The 15,712-nt window shown below is 73.5% G+C and carries 10 protein-coding genes; 3 read left to right on the top strand and 7 right to left on the bottom strand.

Annotated features, from left to right (window positions below):
* Positions 1-207: 207 nt before the first annotated feature.
* Both ACZ6KO_RS08015 and ACZ6KO_RS08010 read right to left on the bottom strand, forming a co-directional pair.
* Positions 208-5,130, bottom strand: coding sequence for a DNA-binding protein (locus tag ACZ6KO_RS08015; protein ID WP_469301403.1), 4,923 nt, complete (start codon positions 5,128-5,130; stop codon positions 208-210).
* Complete coding sequence (locus ACZ6KO_RS08010; RefSeq protein WP_469301400.1) at positions 5,127-5,999, bottom strand: DUF4132 domain-containing protein; 873 nt, start codon at positions 5,997-5,999, stop codon at positions 5,127-5,129. The genes ACZ6KO_RS08015 and ACZ6KO_RS08010 overlap by 4 nt, the downstream gene beginning before the upstream one ends.
* 462 nt (positions 6,000-6,461) lie before the next feature.
* Here ACZ6KO_RS08010 and ACZ6KO_RS08005 point away from each other — a divergent pair, with 462 nt between their 5' ends.
* From ACZ6KO_RS08005 to ACZ6KO_RS07995, 3 genes are all read left to right on the top strand, one after another.
* Positions 6,462-7,874 carry a family 2B encapsulin nanocompartment shell protein gene (locus ACZ6KO_RS08005; protein ID WP_469301396.1) on the top strand — a complete coding sequence of 471 codons (1,413 nt, stop codon included), beginning with the start codon at positions 6,462-6,464 and terminating at the stop codon, positions 7,872-7,874.
* A gap of 135 nt (positions 7,875-8,009) precedes the next feature.
* The gene (locus ACZ6KO_RS08000; RefSeq protein WP_469301393.1) at positions 8,010-9,347 is read left to right on the top strand and encodes a family 2 encapsulin nanocompartment cargo protein terpene cyclase; all 1,338 of its coding nucleotides are present in this window, start codon (positions 8,010-8,012) and stop codon (positions 9,345-9,347) included.
* 24 nt (positions 9,348-9,371) lie between these two features.
* On the top strand, positions 9,372-10,253 hold the full coding sequence (locus tag ACZ6KO_RS07995) for a geranyl diphosphate 2-C-methyltransferase (protein WP_469301389.1): 882 nt from the start codon (positions 9,372-9,374) through the stop codon (positions 10,251-10,253).
* A gap of 114 nt (positions 10,254-10,367) precedes the next feature.
* Here the strand turns inward: ACZ6KO_RS07995 and ACZ6KO_RS07990 are convergent, their stop codons facing one another.
* From ACZ6KO_RS07990 to ACZ6KO_RS07970, 5 genes are all read right to left on the bottom strand, one after another.
* Positions 10,368-10,589, bottom strand: a complete 222-nt coding sequence (locus ACZ6KO_RS07990) for a helix-turn-helix domain-containing protein (RefSeq protein ID WP_469301385.1) — start codon at positions 10,587-10,589, stop codon at positions 10,368-10,370.
* The gene (locus ACZ6KO_RS07985) at positions 10,589-11,074 is read right to left on the bottom strand and encodes a DUF2975 domain-containing protein (RefSeq protein WP_469301383.1); all 486 of its coding nucleotides are present in this window, start codon (positions 11,072-11,074) and stop codon (positions 10,589-10,591) included. Before ACZ6KO_RS07985 ends, ACZ6KO_RS07990 begins: the two co-directional genes overlap by 1 nt.
* Before the next feature lie 104 nt (positions 11,075-11,178).
* Complete coding sequence (locus ACZ6KO_RS07980; RefSeq protein WP_469301380.1) at positions 11,179-12,060, bottom strand: DUF4436 family protein; 882 nt, start codon at positions 12,058-12,060, stop codon at positions 11,179-11,181.
* Between the two features lie 248 nt (positions 12,061-12,308).
* The gene (locus ACZ6KO_RS07975; protein WP_469301377.1) at positions 12,309-14,846 is read right to left on the bottom strand and encodes an MDR family MFS transporter; all 2,538 of its coding nucleotides are present in this window, start codon (positions 14,844-14,846) and stop codon (positions 12,309-12,311) included.
* 192 nt (positions 14,847-15,038) lie between these two features.
* Complete coding sequence (locus ACZ6KO_RS07970; protein ID WP_469301375.1) at positions 15,039-15,620, bottom strand: TetR/AcrR family transcriptional regulator; 582 nt, start codon at positions 15,618-15,620, stop codon at positions 15,039-15,041.
* Positions 15,621-15,712 lie beyond the last annotated feature (92 nt).

The following is a 15,712-nucleotide window of genomic DNA, read 5'->3' as shown; positions in this document are numbered from 1 at the left end:
TGCAAGAAGGTATGCAACTGTCATCGGAAGTTCTGATGCCCGGGCGGCGGACGCACGTCGGGCCCCCGGCCCCGGGGGGCGGGGGGGGTGCGGGGGGGCGGGGGGGGGGGGGGGGGGGGGGGGGGTTGGGGGGGGGGGGGGGGGGGGGCGCCCCCCGGGGGGGGGGGGGCCCCCCCCCGGCCCCGCGTCGGGTTCCGGTCGGACGGGTCAGCGGCGGCGGGCGCGGGTGCGCTTGACCTTGAGTTCCTGGAAGCGCGGGACGTCGCCCTCCCGGATCCGCTGCCAGGCCCGCCGGTAGAGGTCCGCGGCCGGTTCGGCCGGTGCCAGGACGCCCAGCAGCGGGCGGCCGCCGGGGTTGAGGCCGTACATCGGCAGCTTCCACGGCTCCACGGGCAGGGCCGGGGCGGGCATGTCGGCCCATCCGCCGGGCAGGAACAGCGTGCGTCCGGCCCGGCTGCGGTCGGCCGTCACCACCATGTCGGTGGCGGCCAGTTCGGCGCGGGCGGCCTTGAGGCGGGCCGGCTTCCAGCCCGTCCACCGGGCGGTGTTGCGGTCGGTGGGGTCGGGCATGGCGAGCAGGGCCAGGTACAGGGCGGCCGCGTCGGCGCCCAGCCCGTACTCGGCGCTCACCTCCGCCACCAGGTCGGGGACCGAGCGGCTCGGGTCCTGCGGCCACCACGTGCCGTCCGCGTCGGCCGTGCCGGCCGCGGGCGCGCCCGGGTCGGCGAGCAGGGCGGCGAAGCGCGGGTCGTGGGCGGCGCGCAGGGCCGTCTCGGCCGCCAGGGGCTGCTGGTCGTCGCCGCGCAGTGCCGGCAGGTAGGGGTCGGAGCCGGTGGAGTCCAGCAGTGCCGGGCGCAGCGCGGGCCTGGGCCGGTCGTCGTGGGTGGCCATGACGACCGCGCCGTAGCGCTCGTAGCCCTCGCCGGTCTCGGTCGGGGTGCCGGCGACCTTCCGGAAGTCCGGCAGGCTGGTGTAGTGGGCGACCTCCAGGAGGAGTTCGGGCGCGGCGAGCCGCTGCCGTAGGGCGGTCAGTACGGGCGGCAGGGCCGCTCGTACGGGGTCGCCGGCCGGCAGGCGGTGGGCCAGCCAGGTGCTCATGGCCAGGGTCGCGATCAGGACCTGCGCGGTGAACGGGCCGGTGACGGCCACGGCGGGCTCCACGTGGTCGCCCTTGACGGTCCACGGCACGTCGACGGAGAGCTCCGGCGAGGTGGCCGGGGCGAGGACCACGGCGAGCACCCGGTGGGCGGGCCATCCGCCGCGGACGGCGCGCGCGGCCTCGGTGCCCAGCCAGTCCGGTACGGGGGTACGGCGGCCCACGTGCCGGTTCCACACCTCCGCGGCGGCCGCCACGTCGGGGCCTTCGCTCCACAGGCGTGCCGGGTCTGCGGGCAGCAGGGCCGCGACCAGGGCGCGCCGGACCTCCCCGCCGAGGCTCCTGAGCTCGTCACGGGCGTAGGCGGCGTCGGTCGCCTTGACGCCGAGGGCGGTGCGCACCTGCGCGGGCAGGAAGGCGCGGTCGTAGCTGTTGATGTGGGGCAGTCCCGCGACCACCAGGGCGGCGAGGGCGCCGGAGACCCCGGTGAGCCGGGAGAACTCCTGCGCGGCCTCCGGGCGGAAGGGCAGTGGGCCGTGCTCGGCCGCCGCGCGGAGGAAGGCGGTCAGCCAGCCGGCGTCCCGCTCGGGGTCGCCGAGGGGTGTCGCGCGGCGCACGGTGTAGGGGCCGGGGACGGTGAAGCCGCCGGTCGGATCGTGGAGGAGGGCGCCGAACTCGTGGCCGTCGGGCAGGGAGTCGCCGGGCTCGGTGACGGCGAGGACGGCTCCGCCGCCCAGCGGCAGCAGGCTGCGGTGGTAGCGGTTGCGGCCGAGGCCGTCGGGGCCGGTCAGGTGGGCGTGGTCGAGGTGGACCACGACCCGGCGCCAGCGGTCGGCCGAGCCCTGTGCCGATGCCATGCCGAGGGTGTCCACCGCGCCGAGGAGGGTGAGGAGGGCTTCCCGCTGTTCGTCGGGGGTCGTGGCGGTGGCGGCCCGGTAGGCGGCGGCCGCGGGCTGGTCGAGCATCGGTGCCCAGGTGAAGGTGGAGAAGGGCAGGGCGGGGGTGTCGAAGTGGAGCAGGCCGGGCACGGCGGTGACGTCGGTCGCGGTGCGGGCTTCGCCGAGCAGGGTCAGCGTGTGGTGCACGCCGTCGCGGTCGCTGTCGTAGCGGTGGTGACCGGATGCGAGGAGCCCGTTCAGGGCTTCGCCGATCAGCTGGTCGGAGGGTCCCGGTTCGCGCGCGTCGACGGGGGCGGTGTCCGCGTTCAGCCGGGCCGAGACCCCGTCGAGGGCCTTCTGCTGGGTGAGGGCGAACCGCAGGACCGCGAGGATGCCGCCCATCAGCTTCAGGTCGGTGACCTGTGGCAGGGCCGCGCTGACCAGGTCCGGCAGCTCGCCGGCCTTCGTCACGGCCGCCGCGGCCTTGAGGAGGGCGCCGACGGTCTCGCGGTCGGCGGTGCGCAGCGCGACCGAGCCCTGCGGGTCGCGGGGGCGCAGCGCGTACCAGTGGGAGAGCGGCGGGAGGTCCACGCTGCCGGTGTTGAAGGGGGCCTCGGTGCGGTCGGTGCGGGTGTGGGTGGTCAGGACCCCGTCGGGGTCGGTGAGGGAGAACTCGCGCCAGCTGTGCGAGAGGGCGCGCGGGCGGTCGTCGCCCGGGAAGGTGAGGGCCGCGACCGGCTTGTCCCCGCCTTCGGGGACGGTGACGGTGCGTCCGCCGGTGTCGGTGCCGGCCCAGCCGTTGCCGGGGAGGCGTACGGCGTGCCAGCCGAGGAGGCCGTCGACGGGTGCGCCGAGCACGGAGCCTGCCACGGTGGGCGCGGGCAGCAGCCGGCTGGAGTACCCGGAGGAGGCCTTCCCGGCGTACTCCTTCAGGCTGTCGGTGAAGAACGCGGGTACGCAGGAGCGTCCGTGGGCCCCGCTGGCCGGGTCGTACTCGAGCCAGCCGCTGTCGCTGTCGTCGGCCCGGTCGCGCTGCCGCCACACCCAGTAGGAGGTGCCGTCGGACAGGACCGGCCGCTCGTCGGGCAGCCGGGTGTCGCCGCGGTGCAGGACGCCGCCGCCGGTGGTGCGCCCGCCGCCGGGCAGGGGCAGGGAGAGGTGGTCGCCGCGCAGGGACCAGTAGGTGCGGTCGGTGTCCAGGGTGAAGACGGTGCCGGGCGAGGAGTGCCAGTAGCCCTCGATGCGGTGGTGGCTCCAGTCGGCCCAGAACACGAGCAGTTCGCCGTCGACGTAGTGGAAGCCCATGCGGCGGTGGGAGCCGGCCGGTACGCGCAGGTCGTGGGTGAGGACGGTCGAGTCGGCGTCGATGACGCGGACCTGGGCCGCGTTGGCGACGATCAGGTACGGCCAGGCCTCGGCGACGGTGAGGCCGTCGCGGTCCTTGCCGGGGGTCAGTTCGGCGACGGCGTCCTCCCAGGAGGGCCAGGCCAGCTCCTCGAAGAGGCCGCCGCGCAGGGTGCGGGCGAGGGTTTCCCCGAGGTCGGTGGCGGCCGCGGCGGCTACCTCCTCGGGGGCGAGCGCCAGGGCTTCGACGGGCAGCCAGGTCAGCCGCTCGATGGCGTCGGGGACTCCGGGCAGGCCGGCGGCGACGGAGGCGCGGGCGACGTCGGCCATCCACGCGGCCAGCAGCGGGCGCGCGCCGGGCGAGGCCGCGACGTGGCGGACGATGTCGGCGCCGCCGCTGCCGATGCCGTACAGCGCCCGGCGGAAGGCGGGGTGGAAGCGCGGGTCCGCGGCGACCGCGGCCAGGTCGCGTCGCTCGTCGCGGACGGCCCAGTCGGACAGGTTCAGCGTGTCGTGGCGGTGCCGCGTCCGGTGTTCCTCAGGTGCGACGACCGGGACGTCGAGGGTGAGGAGCAGGTCGAGGAGGTCGGCGTCCTGGACGCCGATCCGCAGGCCGGCCTCCCGTCCGGGCCGGTCGAGTTCGGCGCGCAGCTGCGGGGCGCAGCGCTCGACGACGTCGAGGAGGGCCGGGTTCGTGGGGCGGCGGCCCCAGCCGGAGTGGCGGGCGGTGCAGAAGCGTTCGAGCCAGCCGGCGGTGCCGTCGGCGCAGCGCTCTTCGTCGGGCAGGGTGCCGTCGGCGAGTCCGGCGGTGGCGCCGGACTCCTCCAGGACGTCCAGCCACAGGTCGACGAGGTCGACGTCGCCGCCGGGCGGGGTCAGTTCGAGGAGTGTGCCGCGTACGGCGGGGACGCGGCGGGCGAGCGCGACGAGGGCGCCGCGGTGGGCCTTCCACCAGCCGAGCGCGGCGCGCAGGGTGGCGGGCAGGGGCAGCAGTTCGGCGAGGTACTCCTGTTCGGGTTCGGTGCCGGTCAGGCCCGCGGCGCGGGCGAGGCGGCGCAGTTCGACGGCGGCCTGCGCGGAGGGCGGCAGGCCGCCCGCGGTGCGGCGTACGCACAGGCGGCGGAAGCGCTCGTAGGCCTCGGCGGGGCTGACGCGGACGGCCAGGGCCTTGGCGTAGCCGGACAACACCTTCACCGGCAGGGCGCCGGCGAGCGCGAATTCGAGGAAGACGGAGTCGAGGCGGTCCTCGTCGACGTCCAGGCCGTGCTGGGCCTCGGCGGTGCGGGCGCGGCCGAAGAGCTGGGCGGCGTAGGTGGTGTTCTCGACGGCGAGGAGGATGCGGGCGGCCTGCTCGTGGAAGAGGGGCAGGAAGTGCGGCACGGAGGCGGCGAGCCGGTCGGCCAGTTCGAGGCAGGCGTCGAGCGCTGCCTTGGGCTTGGTCCTGGCCTGGCGGGCGATGCGGTCGAGTTCGGGGACGACGGCGAGGGCGTGGTGGCCGTCCTCGGGGTGGTGCACGAGCACCCATTCGGGGAAGCCGAGCGCCTGGCGGCGGCTCAGGCCGACGACGGGCGCCTCGCCCTCGTCGCGTACGAGGCCCAGGAAGCCGGCGGCGAGGTCCTCGGCCGCGCCGAGTTCGGCGGCGGCGAGGCGGACGACGACGCGGTCCTCGTCGAGGCCGGGGTGGCGGTAGGCGCGGGCGGTCAGGTCGACGGCGTCGGCTCCGGCGCCGGTGGTGCCGTTGGGGAGGACGGCGCCGGCCCGCAGCAGCAGATCGGTCCCGGTCGCCCCGGTGTCCCTCAGGTTGTTGCTCATGCGTCCCCGCCCTCCTCGATGTTGCGCCCGGCGTACAGTGCCGCGGCCATGCGCATGCCCTCGGACCAGGCCACCGGTCCGACCTTCGCCAGCGGTACCGCCCGGCCGTCCTCGTCGTGCCAGCTCAGGGCGCCGGTGGTGGTCTCCTCGTCGTAGTAGGGCTCGCCGATCCACACCGCCGCCTCCGTGCCGGAGCCGGCTTCCGCGTCGCGGACCTTGCAGGTGGCGTAGCCTCCGGAGACCCGGTAGCCGAGGGCGGTCGCGCGGGCGGCGAGGCCGAAGCGCGTGGGGAAGACACCGCCCGCGTAGTCACGGACCTCGGTGGCCGTGGCGGAGACCTCGTCGGGCTTGCGCCAGGTGGCGCGGTGGATCTGCTCGACCTGCTGCACGATGCCCAGCTCGGCCGCGAACTCCCGTACGTCGTCCAGATCGGGCAGCAGCACGGGGTGGGGCAGGGTCACCGTGCGCGGGGAGAGCCGTACGGTCTCGCCGTCGAGGTTGACCACCTTCAGTTCGCCGGACGCGGTGGCGTCCCGCAGGAAGCCCACCTCGTCGGGGTCGTCACCGACGACGGCCACGTCGCGCAGGGCGTTCTGCCAGGCCTCGTCGGGCCAGACCCGGGCGAGCAGTTCGGTCGGCACGGGCAGCGAGGACACCATCCAGCCGTCGACCTGGGCGACGCAGGCCGCCGCGTGCCGGTCGAGCCATTCGGCGAGCCGGCGCAGCCGGTCCACCTCGGGATGGTCCTTCAGCGCCTTGGGCAGTGTCTTCAACTGCCGTCCCGCTGCCCGGCCGGTGACGGACCGCGCCGTCACCCGCCCCTCCACGAGGGCGATCTCGTACCCCTCGCCCGCTGCCAGCCATGCCATCAGACTGTGCCCCTCCGCCTGTCCGTACCTGTTGCGCGCAGCCCTGACAGGGGGGACCAGACCCCCCTGAGCTGCGGTATGCCGGGAGACTAGCGAGAGCCACTGACAACACCCGCCTCCAGGGGGCCGGGACGAGCAGGCCCACGTCGCGTGCGGCCGGCGGGCCGCCGCGCGTGTCCCGGTGACGGGTCGCTGCGTCGGCCGGGGCGCCGGTCGTGCTGCCGGTCATGGCCGAAGGCGACGCACAGGTGGCGCAATACCGTCTGTGGCCTGGGCAAACTCCCTGCGCGGCAAGATCACCTCATAGAGGTAATCCCCCCGGTCTCTCCGGGACTCAGGAGTGCCGGCCGCTAGCGTTCTCAACGGATCCGGCCTCATTCCCGGATTTTTGTTCTATTTACCTCATTTCCCAAGGATGCGCGCGTACAGCCGCCCACAGCCCCCGCGAAGGAGAACGCGTCGATGACCGTTGACACCGGCCCGGAAGCCCAGTTGGAGCCGCCCCGGCAGTCGAGCCTGGGGACCGCGGCCGCGCGCAACCTCGCCACGACGACCAAATCCGCACCGCAGATGCAGGAGATCACCTCTCGCTGGCTGCTCCGGGTGCTCCCCTGGGTGGAGACGAAGGGTGGCACCTACCGGGTGAACCGCCGGCTGAGCTACACCGTCGGCGACGGGCGCGTCGAGTTCGTCCAGGACGGCAGCAGCGTGCGGGTGATCCCCCGCGAACTCGGCGAACTGGCACTGCTGCAGGGCTTCGACGACGTGGAGGTGCTCACCGCGATCGCCGGCCGCTGCGTGCAGCACGACTTCCGGGCCGGCGAGGTGCTGGTGGAACGCGGTGGCCCCGCGGAACGGGTCCACCTGATCGCTCACGGCCGGATCAGCCAGACGTCCGTGGGCAAGTACGGGGACGACATCGCGGTCGCGGTCCTGGCCGACGGTGACCGGTTCGGTGAGAGCGCCCTGCTGGACTCCGACGCCACGTGGGAATACACGGCCACGGCGGAGACCTCGGGCACCCTGCTCACCCTGTCCCGCGCCGACTTCGAGGCCGTGGCGGCCACGGCGCCGCACCTCCAGGCCCACCTCCGGGAGTTCAGCGCGCTTCCCCTCCAGCGGCAGAACAAGCACGGCGAGGCGGAGATCGCGATGTCCGCCGGGCACACCGGCGAGGCCGAGCTGCCTGGTACCTACGTCGACTACGAGCTCAACCCGCGCGAGTACGAACTCTCCCTCGCCCAGACCGTACTGCGGGTCCACACGAGGGTCGCCGACCTCTACAACGAGCCGATGAACCAGACCAAGGAGCAACTCCGGCTCACCATCGAGGCGCTGCGCGAGCGCCAGGAGCACGAGCTCATCAACAACCCGGAGTTCGGCCTGCTCCACAACGCCGCCTTCAAGCAGCGGATCCAGACCCACTCCGGCCCTCCCACCCCGGACGACCTCGACGAGCTGCTCTGCCGTCGGCGCGGATCCAAGTACTTCCTCGCCCACCCCAGGACCATCGCGGCCATGGGGCGGGAGTTCAACGCGCGCGGGCTCTATCCGGACCACGTCGACCTCGGCGGGCAGCAGGTCCCGGCCTGGCGCGGCGTACCGATCCTGCCCTGCAGCAAGATCCCCATCACCAAGGAGAACACCAGCTCGATCCTCGTCATGCGCACCGGGGAGGACAACCAGGGCGTCATCGGTCTGCGCCAGACGGGGCTGCCGGAGGAGTACGAGCCGGGCCTGTCCGTGCGCTTCATGGGCATCGACGAACGGTCGATCATCTCCTACCTGGTCACCACCTACTACTCCGCCGCCATCCTGGTACCCGACGCGCTCGGCGTGCTGGAGAACGTACAGATCGGCCGCAGGCGCGAGTAGCGGACCCATGCCCGGGCCGGCGCGGCCCGGGCCGCTCCGCCGACCTTCCCGGGCATGGGCCTTCCCGGAGCTTCCGGACGGGTCGAGCCGTGCACGGGATCCCAGCCAGCTCACCCCTCTCACAAGGAGCTACGGATGCCCGACCCCGGGCCTTCCCCCCAATCGGGCCTGCCCGCCGCTGCGGCACACTTCGGGGCCTACGTCCTCGCGAACGCCCAGGCCCACGCGGCCGCCGGCCTCGACGCCGCGCCCGCGCTGCCCGGTGTACCCGCCGTTCCCGGCATGCCCGCAGGAGCCGTCGTACCCGTGGACGTGCCGGCACCCGCAGAGGTGCCGGCACACCCGGACGGTGCCGTGCCCTCCGGTCATCCGGATGTCCTGGCACGGCTCCTGCGCGGCCCGAGCGGCGTGGGCACGGCCGGCCTGTACCTGACGGAGCGCCCGGAGCCCGTACTGCCTCCGGCGACGGAGGCGGTGCCCGCCCGACCGGCGGCCGGCAGCCCCATCCCGGGTCTCTACCACCACCCGGTTCCGCAGCCCGATCCGGCGCGGGTGGAGGAGGTCGGCCGCAGGATCAAGGCCTGGGCGATCGACGAGGTCGAGCTGTACCCCGAGGAGTGGGAGGAGCAGTTCGACGGCTTCTCCGTCGGGCGCTACATGGTCGCCTGCCATCCGGACGCCCCCACCGTCGAGCACCTGATGCTCGCCACGCGGTTGATGGTCGCCGAGAACGCGGTCGACGACTGCTACTGCGAGGACCACGGTGGCTCACCCATCGGTCTCGGCGGGCGGCTCCTGCTGGCCCACACCGCCCTCGACGCCGTCCACACGACGAAGGAGTACCAGCCGCACTGGGCGCAATCGCTGCACTCGGACGCCCCGCGGCGCGCCTACCGCTCCGCCATGGAGTACTTCGTCCGGCAGTCCTCGCCCTCCCAGGCCGACCGGTTCCGGCACGACATGGCCCGGCTGCACCTGGGCTACGTCGCCGAGGCCGCCTGGGCCCAGACGGACTATGTGCCCGAGGTCTGGGAGTACCTGGCGATGCGGCAGTTCAACAACTTCCGCCCCTGCCCCACCATCACCGACACCGTCGGCGGCTACGAACTACCGGCGGACCTGCACGCCCTGCCCGCCATGCAGCGGGTGATCGCGCTCGCCTCGAACGCCACGACCATCGTCAACGACCTCTACTCGTACACCAAGGAACTCGCCAGCCCGGGCCGCCACCTCAACCTGCCCGTGGTGATCGCGGAGCGTGAGAACGCCTCCGAGCGGGACGCCTACCTGAAGGCGGTCGAGGTCCACAACGACCTCATGCGCGACTTCGAAGCCGAGGCCGCCGCCCTGGCCGCCGCCTGCCCCGTCCCCAGCGTGCTGCGCTTCCTGCGCGGCGTGTCCGCCTGGGTCGACGGCAACCACTACTGGCACCAGACCAATACCTACCGCTACAGCCTCCCCGATTTCTGGTAAATACCGCTCACGATAGGAAGATCCATGACCAGTACGGACTTCACCACCGCCACCACCCCGGTGTTCATCCCTGCCCCCGCGACCGCCTACCAGCGGGACATCGCCCAGTACTGGGACCACGAGGCCAGGCCCGTGAACCTGCGTCTGGGTGACGTCGACGGCCTCTACCACCACCACTACGGCATCGGCGACGTGGACCACACCGCACTCGGCGACGCGGAGGACGGCGGCTACGAGAAGCGGCTGATCGCCGAACTCCACCGCCTGGAATCGGCGCAGGCCGAGGTCCTCCTGGACCACCTCGGCCCCATCGGGCGCGACGACACGCTCGTGGACGCCGGCTGCGGCCGCGGCGGATCGATGGTCATGGCCCACCAGCGCTTCGGAAGCAAGGTCGAGGGCGTCACCCTGTCGGCGAAGCAGGCCGACTTCGCCAACCGGCGCGCCCTCGAACTCGGCATCGAGGACCACGTCCGCGCCCGTGTCTGCAACATGCTCAGCACTCCCTTCGACACCGGGCAGGCCGCGGCCTCGTGGAACAACGAGTCGAGCATGTACGTCGATCTGCACGACCTGTTCGCCGAGCACTCCCGCATCCTCGCGGTCGGTGGCCGGTACGTGACCATCACGGGCTGCTGGAACCCGCGGTACGGCCAGCCCTCGAAGTGGGTCTCGCAGATCAACGCCCATTTCGAGTGCAACATCCACTCCCGGCGGGAGTACCTGCGCGCGATGGCCGACAACCGCCTCGTACCGCAGGCGATCGTCGACCTGACTCCCGACACCCTGCCCTACTGGGAACTGCGGGCCACGTCCTCCCTGGTCACGGGCATCGAGGAGGCGTTCATCAACTCCTACAAGGACGGCTCGTTCCAGTACGTCCTGATCGCAGCCGACCGCATCTGACCACTGGCGTCGTTCCCACGCACCGCAGCCCCGGTACGCGAGAACGGCGCCGATCGTCGCGAAGGGGCCACCAGTTCGCCGCCGGAGGCCCCGTCCGCTCACGACCGCGGGCGGTCATCCGCCCGCGGCGTCCTCGGGCTCCCAGCGCAGCAGGTCACCCGGCTGGCACTCGAGCACCTCGCACAGCGCGGCGAGCGTCGCGAAGCGCACCGCCTTGGCGCGGCCGTTCTTGAGGACCGCCAGGTTGGCGGGTGTGATCCCCACACGGTCCGCGAGCTCGCCCACGGACATCTTCCGCCGCGCCAGCATCACGTCGATGTCGACGGCGATCGCCATCAGATCACCTCGTCCAGCTCGGCGCGCATCTGCGCCGCTTCGACGTCGCGGGCGACGGCCTGGGCGAGCAGCACCCGCAGCACGAGCACGATGAGCGCGACTCCCAGGATGGCCACGCCGACCCCGGCCATGATGACGGTGACGCCCGGGTCGTCCCGCTGGCCGGGCGCGTTGACGGCGGTGACCGCGAACCACAGGAGGGCGGCCGCGACGATCGCGCCGATCACGCCGTCCACGTACCGGAAGGCGGCGTGGGAGAACACGGTTCCGCGTCGCACCATCGTCACCAGCCGCCATACGCAGACCAGGGCGACCTGGACGGCCACCATGCCCAGGATCGTGATCACGCGCAGCGGGGTCAGCGGGAGAGACCCGTCCTCCGGGTCCGTGAACAACGCCCACACCATCAACGCCTGTACGAACACCGTGCCCGCGAGAACCACCACGAGCACGGCGCGCAGCGCACGCACCGCCAGTTTTCCCATGACCCCACCTTCCATCGACCGACGATGGAAATCTATCGAATATCGATAGGCGGGGGCAAGTGTTGGTGACGCAGCCGGAGGCCGGCAGTACAGCGGGCCTCCGCTCAGGGTGTGTCGTCCGGGCGGAGGGCGGTGCGGACACCGGTGATGACCACGGCGATCAGGCACAGGGCGATGACGGTCTCGGCCCACAGGAAGGCGAACCAGTCCAGCACGCAGCCGATCGGGGGCGTGCCGGGGGCGGTGTTGCGGAACGCCGCGAGCGCGAACAGCGTGGCGGCCATCCACGACAGGGCGGGCCAGACCAGGCCCTCCCCGCGGGTCGTCAGATACCAGGCCCCGAGCAGCACGGACGCCGCCAGCGCCCACATCACGACCATCATGAACACCGCGAAGACGAGCACGCTGCCCGACCGGGACAGCTCCAACGCCATCACGGCCTCCTTCCGGGAGGGCTCCGGTACCGCGGAGACCGAGAAGAGCGTGTCGTTGTTGGAGAAGAGCAGGCGCACCGGCACCTGCTCGCCACCCAGCTGCGCACGGAACCCGATGCCGGTCTCGTAGGAGTCGAACGGGTAGTCGCTGATCGATCCGTTGGCGAGCCCGACCTTCACGTCCCTGGCCGCGAGCCGCTTGTGCGCCGCGAAATCCAGGTCGGCGAGCGTGGCCCCGGAGGTCTGGAGGCTGAGATCGGCCACCGGGGCGGCCCCCTGCTCCTCACCGAGCCTGCCGCGCGGAGTGACCCAGAGCCGCAGGTCCAGCTCCATGGCCGCGGGATCCACACGCTGGACGACGGCCTCCACGTCCACCCGGTCGACGGCCACGGATCCGGCCGTGTGGACCGTGTCCACCGCCTGCCGTTCGGAGAACTGCAACCACGAGCCCACGGCCACCGCCACCACGATCAGGACCCCGATGGGCAGCAGGACCGGCAGGATCGACGTACCGGAGCGGCGTGGGCGGGGCGGGTCCGGCAGTGGGGCCATGGTGACTCCGACGGTACGAAGGGCAGCGGACTCGTCCGGCCGGTGGGGAAGGGGCCCTCGCGCCGGTGCGGCGCGTCGGGTGGTTCCCGGGACCGGGCCGCGTGGTGCGGCTCCATCGTGGCGGTCGGGCCGGGGTTACGGGGCGTGACCACTCCGGGTGCACCCGAACGCACCACCGGGCAGCGTCGGAAGGCATCGCACCGCGCGCCATGGCGCCACCCGCAGCAGCCCGGCCCCACCCCGTGCCGTCACGGGCGACCCGGCGCCGGCCATGGTGCGGGGGCGTCGGCCGCTGTCGATGCCCGAGCCCTGACCAGCAGGCCGGCGAGCAGGGCCGCCAGCAGCAGGGCGCCGGCCGCCCACCAGAGGGTGTCGGTGTAGCCGTGCAGCAGCTCCTCGGACCGGTCCTCCTCCGACGCGTCGGCCAGCCGGGCGGCGATGAGGCCGGTGAGCAGGGCCGCGCCGACCGCCTCGCCCAGCTGCTGGGCCGTGACGATGAGCGCCGAGGCCGCACCGGAGTGCTGCGGGGCGACGCCGGCGGTGGCGGTGGCGAAGAGCGGTACGAAGGCCAGGCCGCTGCCGAACCCGGCCAGCAGCATTCCGGGCAGCACATGGGGCCCGTACCCGCTGCCGGAGTCGATGCCGGCGAGGAGCAGCAACCCGACCGCTGCGGTCACCAGGCCCGGCACGATCAGCACGCGGGGCGCGGTGCGGTGCTGCAGTCGCGCCGAAACCTGGGTGGCGGCGATGCCGGCCGCCACGGCCATGGGCAGGAGCATCACTCCGGTCATGGCCGGGGCGTAGCCGAGGACGTACTGCAGGTAGAGGGTCAGCGTGGGGAGCAGGGCCAGCAGGCCGGTGCCGGCCAGGAGCATGGCCAGGACGCAGCCGACGCGGTCGCGGTGCCAGGCGGGGTACGCGGCTGTCCGTGCACCGGACCTCGTGGTCTGCCGCCGTAGGAAGGCCACGAGCAGGGCGACGCCCGTCGCGAGGGAGGCCAGCGGCGTGGGCTCGGTCCAGCCGCGGGTCCCGGCCCCGTCCATGCCGTAGATCAGGGCGGCGAGACCGACGGAGCCGAGCAGGACGCCGGGCCAGTCGGAGCGGGCGCCGGGGCCGCCCGGCCGGGCCGGCAGGAGGGTGGCCGCGCCGGTCAGCGCGAGCGCCGCGAGCGGGACGCCGGCGTACTGGGACACGCGCCAGGACAGCAGCTCGGCGAGCGAGCCACCCACGAGCAGCCCGACGGCCCCGCCGCCGGCCGTGACCGTCCCGTAGACCCCGAAGGCCCGGGCACGTTCGGCCGGGTCGGTGAAGCCGGTGGACACCAGCGACAGCGCGGCCGGTGTCAGCAGAGCGGCGAAAGCGCCCTGCAGGGCGCGCGCCGCGATCAGCACACCGGGCCCTGGCGCCGATCCGCAGAGCGCGGAGGCCACCGCGAAGCCGGCCAGGCCGATGACCAGGGCCCGCTTGGCCCCCACGAGGTCGCAGAGGTGACCGCCGACCAGCAGCAGCCCCACGAAGGCGAGTACGTAGGCTTCGAACGGGTTCAGGCCGACGCTGCCGAGGTCGAGCTCGGCCCGGACGATCGGCAGGGCCGCGCTGAAGCCCATCGCGTCGATCAGCACCAGCAGCTGAGTCAGGGCGATCACCCCCAGGCCCCACCAGCGCCTGGGGTGCGGGGCCGTCGGGTCAGGGAGGGCGGCCGGGGGCGGACCGAAGCCCTGTGCGGGGACGAACTGCGCCGCGGCCGGCGCCGTGGGCGCGTAGGAGGGCGGTGCCGACACCGGCTGGTGCTGGTGCGGTACGGAGGGGATGCGGGGGTCCGGCTGTTGCGCGGCGGTGGCCGCGGCAGCGGTGGAGGAGGCGGCGGCTGGGGCGGCAGCCGATGCCTCGGGTGCCCAGTCCAGCAGCCGGGCGGCCCGGCGGCCCAGTTGTGCCAGCACCGTGCCCGGCAGCCACTCCCCGGCGCGGTCCACCGCCGTGCGGGCGGCGACCTCCTGCGGGGTCGGCCGGTCGGCCGGATCCTTCTCCAGACAGGCGCGTGCGAGAACGGCCAGCGACTGCGGCACGCCCGTGAGGTCCGGCTCCTCCTCGGCGACCCGGAAGAGATGGGCGTTGAGCCCGGAGTCGGCGGCGCCGAACAGGAGCCGTCCGGTGGAGGCGTACACGAGGACCGCACCGAGGCAGAAGACATCGCTGGCGGGGGTGAGTTCGAGGCCGCGCACCTGCTCCGGCGACATGAAGCCGGGAGATCCGATCAGCATGCCGGTGCGGGTGTGCAGGCTGTCGCCGGCGAGGCTGTCCATCGCGCGCGCGATGCCGAAGTCGATGACGCGGGGGCCGTCGACGGTGATCAGGACGTTGGACGGCTTCAGATCACGGTGGATGAGGCCCGCCTCGTGCACGGCGCGCAGGGCATCCGCGAGCCGGTTGGCCAGGGTGTGCACCGAGTGCTCGGGCAGCGGCCCGAAGTCCTCGGCGACCACGGTCCGCAGGTCCGGACCCGGGATGTACTGCGTCGCCACCCAGGGCACGGCGGCTTCCGGGTCGGCGTCGAGCACCGCGGCCGTCCAGTCCCCGCCCACCCGCCGCGCGGCGGCCACCTCGCGGGCGAAGCGCCTGCGGAACTCGGGGTGCCCGGCGTGCTCGGCCTTCACCACCTTCACGGCGACGGTGCGACCGCCCTCGGAACGGCCCAGATAGACCAGGCCCATACCGCCCTCGCCCAGCCGGGCGATCAGGCGGTACGGGCCGATGCGGGTCGGGTCTGCTGCGATCAACTGGTCCACGGGGACGAAGGTATGCCACCGGCCCGGCAGGGGTGGGCCCATCTCGCGAATGCCCGGGGAATTACGGCAGGGTGAGCGGCGCGCGGTCGCTCGAAGGTGTCGGCGTTCAGCCGGTGCCCGGCTGAACGCGGTGCACGGGAGTCGGTGCGGCCTGCCGGGCGCGGGCGTGTGCGCATGCGTCCGCGGGGGGGGTCAGGCCGGGGTGCGCAGGCCCGTGAGGAGCCGGTCGAGCGCCTGTTCCGCGGCCTGCGGGTCCCCGCCCCGTGCGATCCAGAGTGCGGTCTCGTTCATCGCCCCCGAGAGCAGCCGGGTCAGGGGCTCCACCGGCTGATCGGCGATGATCCCGGCCGCGGCCAGCGCCGTCAGGGCCTCCGTGAGGTGTCTGGCGGAGGATTCCTCGTCCAGGGCCCGCCACTCGTCCCAGCCCAGCACGGCCGGTGCGTCGACCAGCAGGATCTGCCGCACCGCCGGGTCGGTCCCTGCCGCGAGGAAGGCCCGGCAGCCGGCCCGGAGCTGCTCCCAGAGGTCCTCATGCTGCTCGGCCGCTGTCGCGACCCGCTCGCCCAGCTGCTGCTGGACCTCGGCGACCACGGCCCGGAAGAGCCCCGCCTTGCTGTCGAAATGGTGGTAGGCGGCCCCCTTGGTGACCCCGGCGGCCCGCGCCACCTCGGCCAGCACGACGTGGTGGTACCCGTCGGCGGCGAACCGCCGCTGCCCCTCGGCCAGCAGCGCCTGCCGTGTGGCCTCCCGCTGCTCCGCCCGCTTGCCCGCCATCGCGAACGCACCGCCCTTCCCATTTCACATACCCGGGGTATGCTACCTCCATGGTTCGCATACCCGGGGTATGCGAAATGAACCGGAAGGGC

This window comes from Streptomyces sp. NPDC042102 (assembly GCF_055582305.1).
The sequence above is the reverse complement of the archived record's forward strand: the minus strand, read 5'-3'. Positions and strand labels throughout refer to the sequence as shown.

Coding starts and splice junctions, on each gene's coding strand:
- ACZ6KO_RS08015 (WP_469301403.1), bottom strand. CDS start 5,130: ATGAGCAACAACCTGAGGGACACCGGGGCGACCGGGACCGATCTGCTG.
- ACZ6KO_RS08010 (WP_469301400.1), bottom strand. CDS start 5,999: ATGGCATGGCTGGCAGCGGGCGAGGGGTACGAGATCGCCCTCGTGGAG.
- ACZ6KO_RS08005 (WP_469301396.1), top strand. CDS start 6,462: ATGACCGTTGACACCGGCCCGGAAGCCCAGTTGGAGCCGCCCCGGCAG.
- ACZ6KO_RS08000 (WP_469301393.1), top strand. CDS start 8,010: ATGCCCGACCCCGGGCCTTCCCCCCAATCGGGCCTGCCCGCCGCTGCG.
- ACZ6KO_RS07995 (WP_469301389.1), top strand. CDS start 9,372: ATGACCAGTACGGACTTCACCACCGCCACCACCCCGGTGTTCATCCCT.
- ACZ6KO_RS07990 (WP_469301385.1), bottom strand. CDS start 10,589: ATGGCGATCGCCGTCGACATCGACGTGATGCTGGCGCGGCGGAAGATG.
- ACZ6KO_RS07985 (WP_469301383.1), bottom strand. CDS start 11,074: ATGGGAAAACTGGCGGTGCGTGCGCTGCGCGCCGTGCTCGTGGTGGTT.
- ACZ6KO_RS07980 (WP_469301380.1), bottom strand. CDS start 12,060: ATGGCCCCACTGCCGGACCCGCCCCGCCCACGCCGCTCCGGTACGTCG.
- ACZ6KO_RS07970 (WP_469301375.1), bottom strand. CDS start 15,620: ATGGCGGGCAAGCGGGCGGAGCAGCGGGAGGCCACACGGCAGGCGCTG.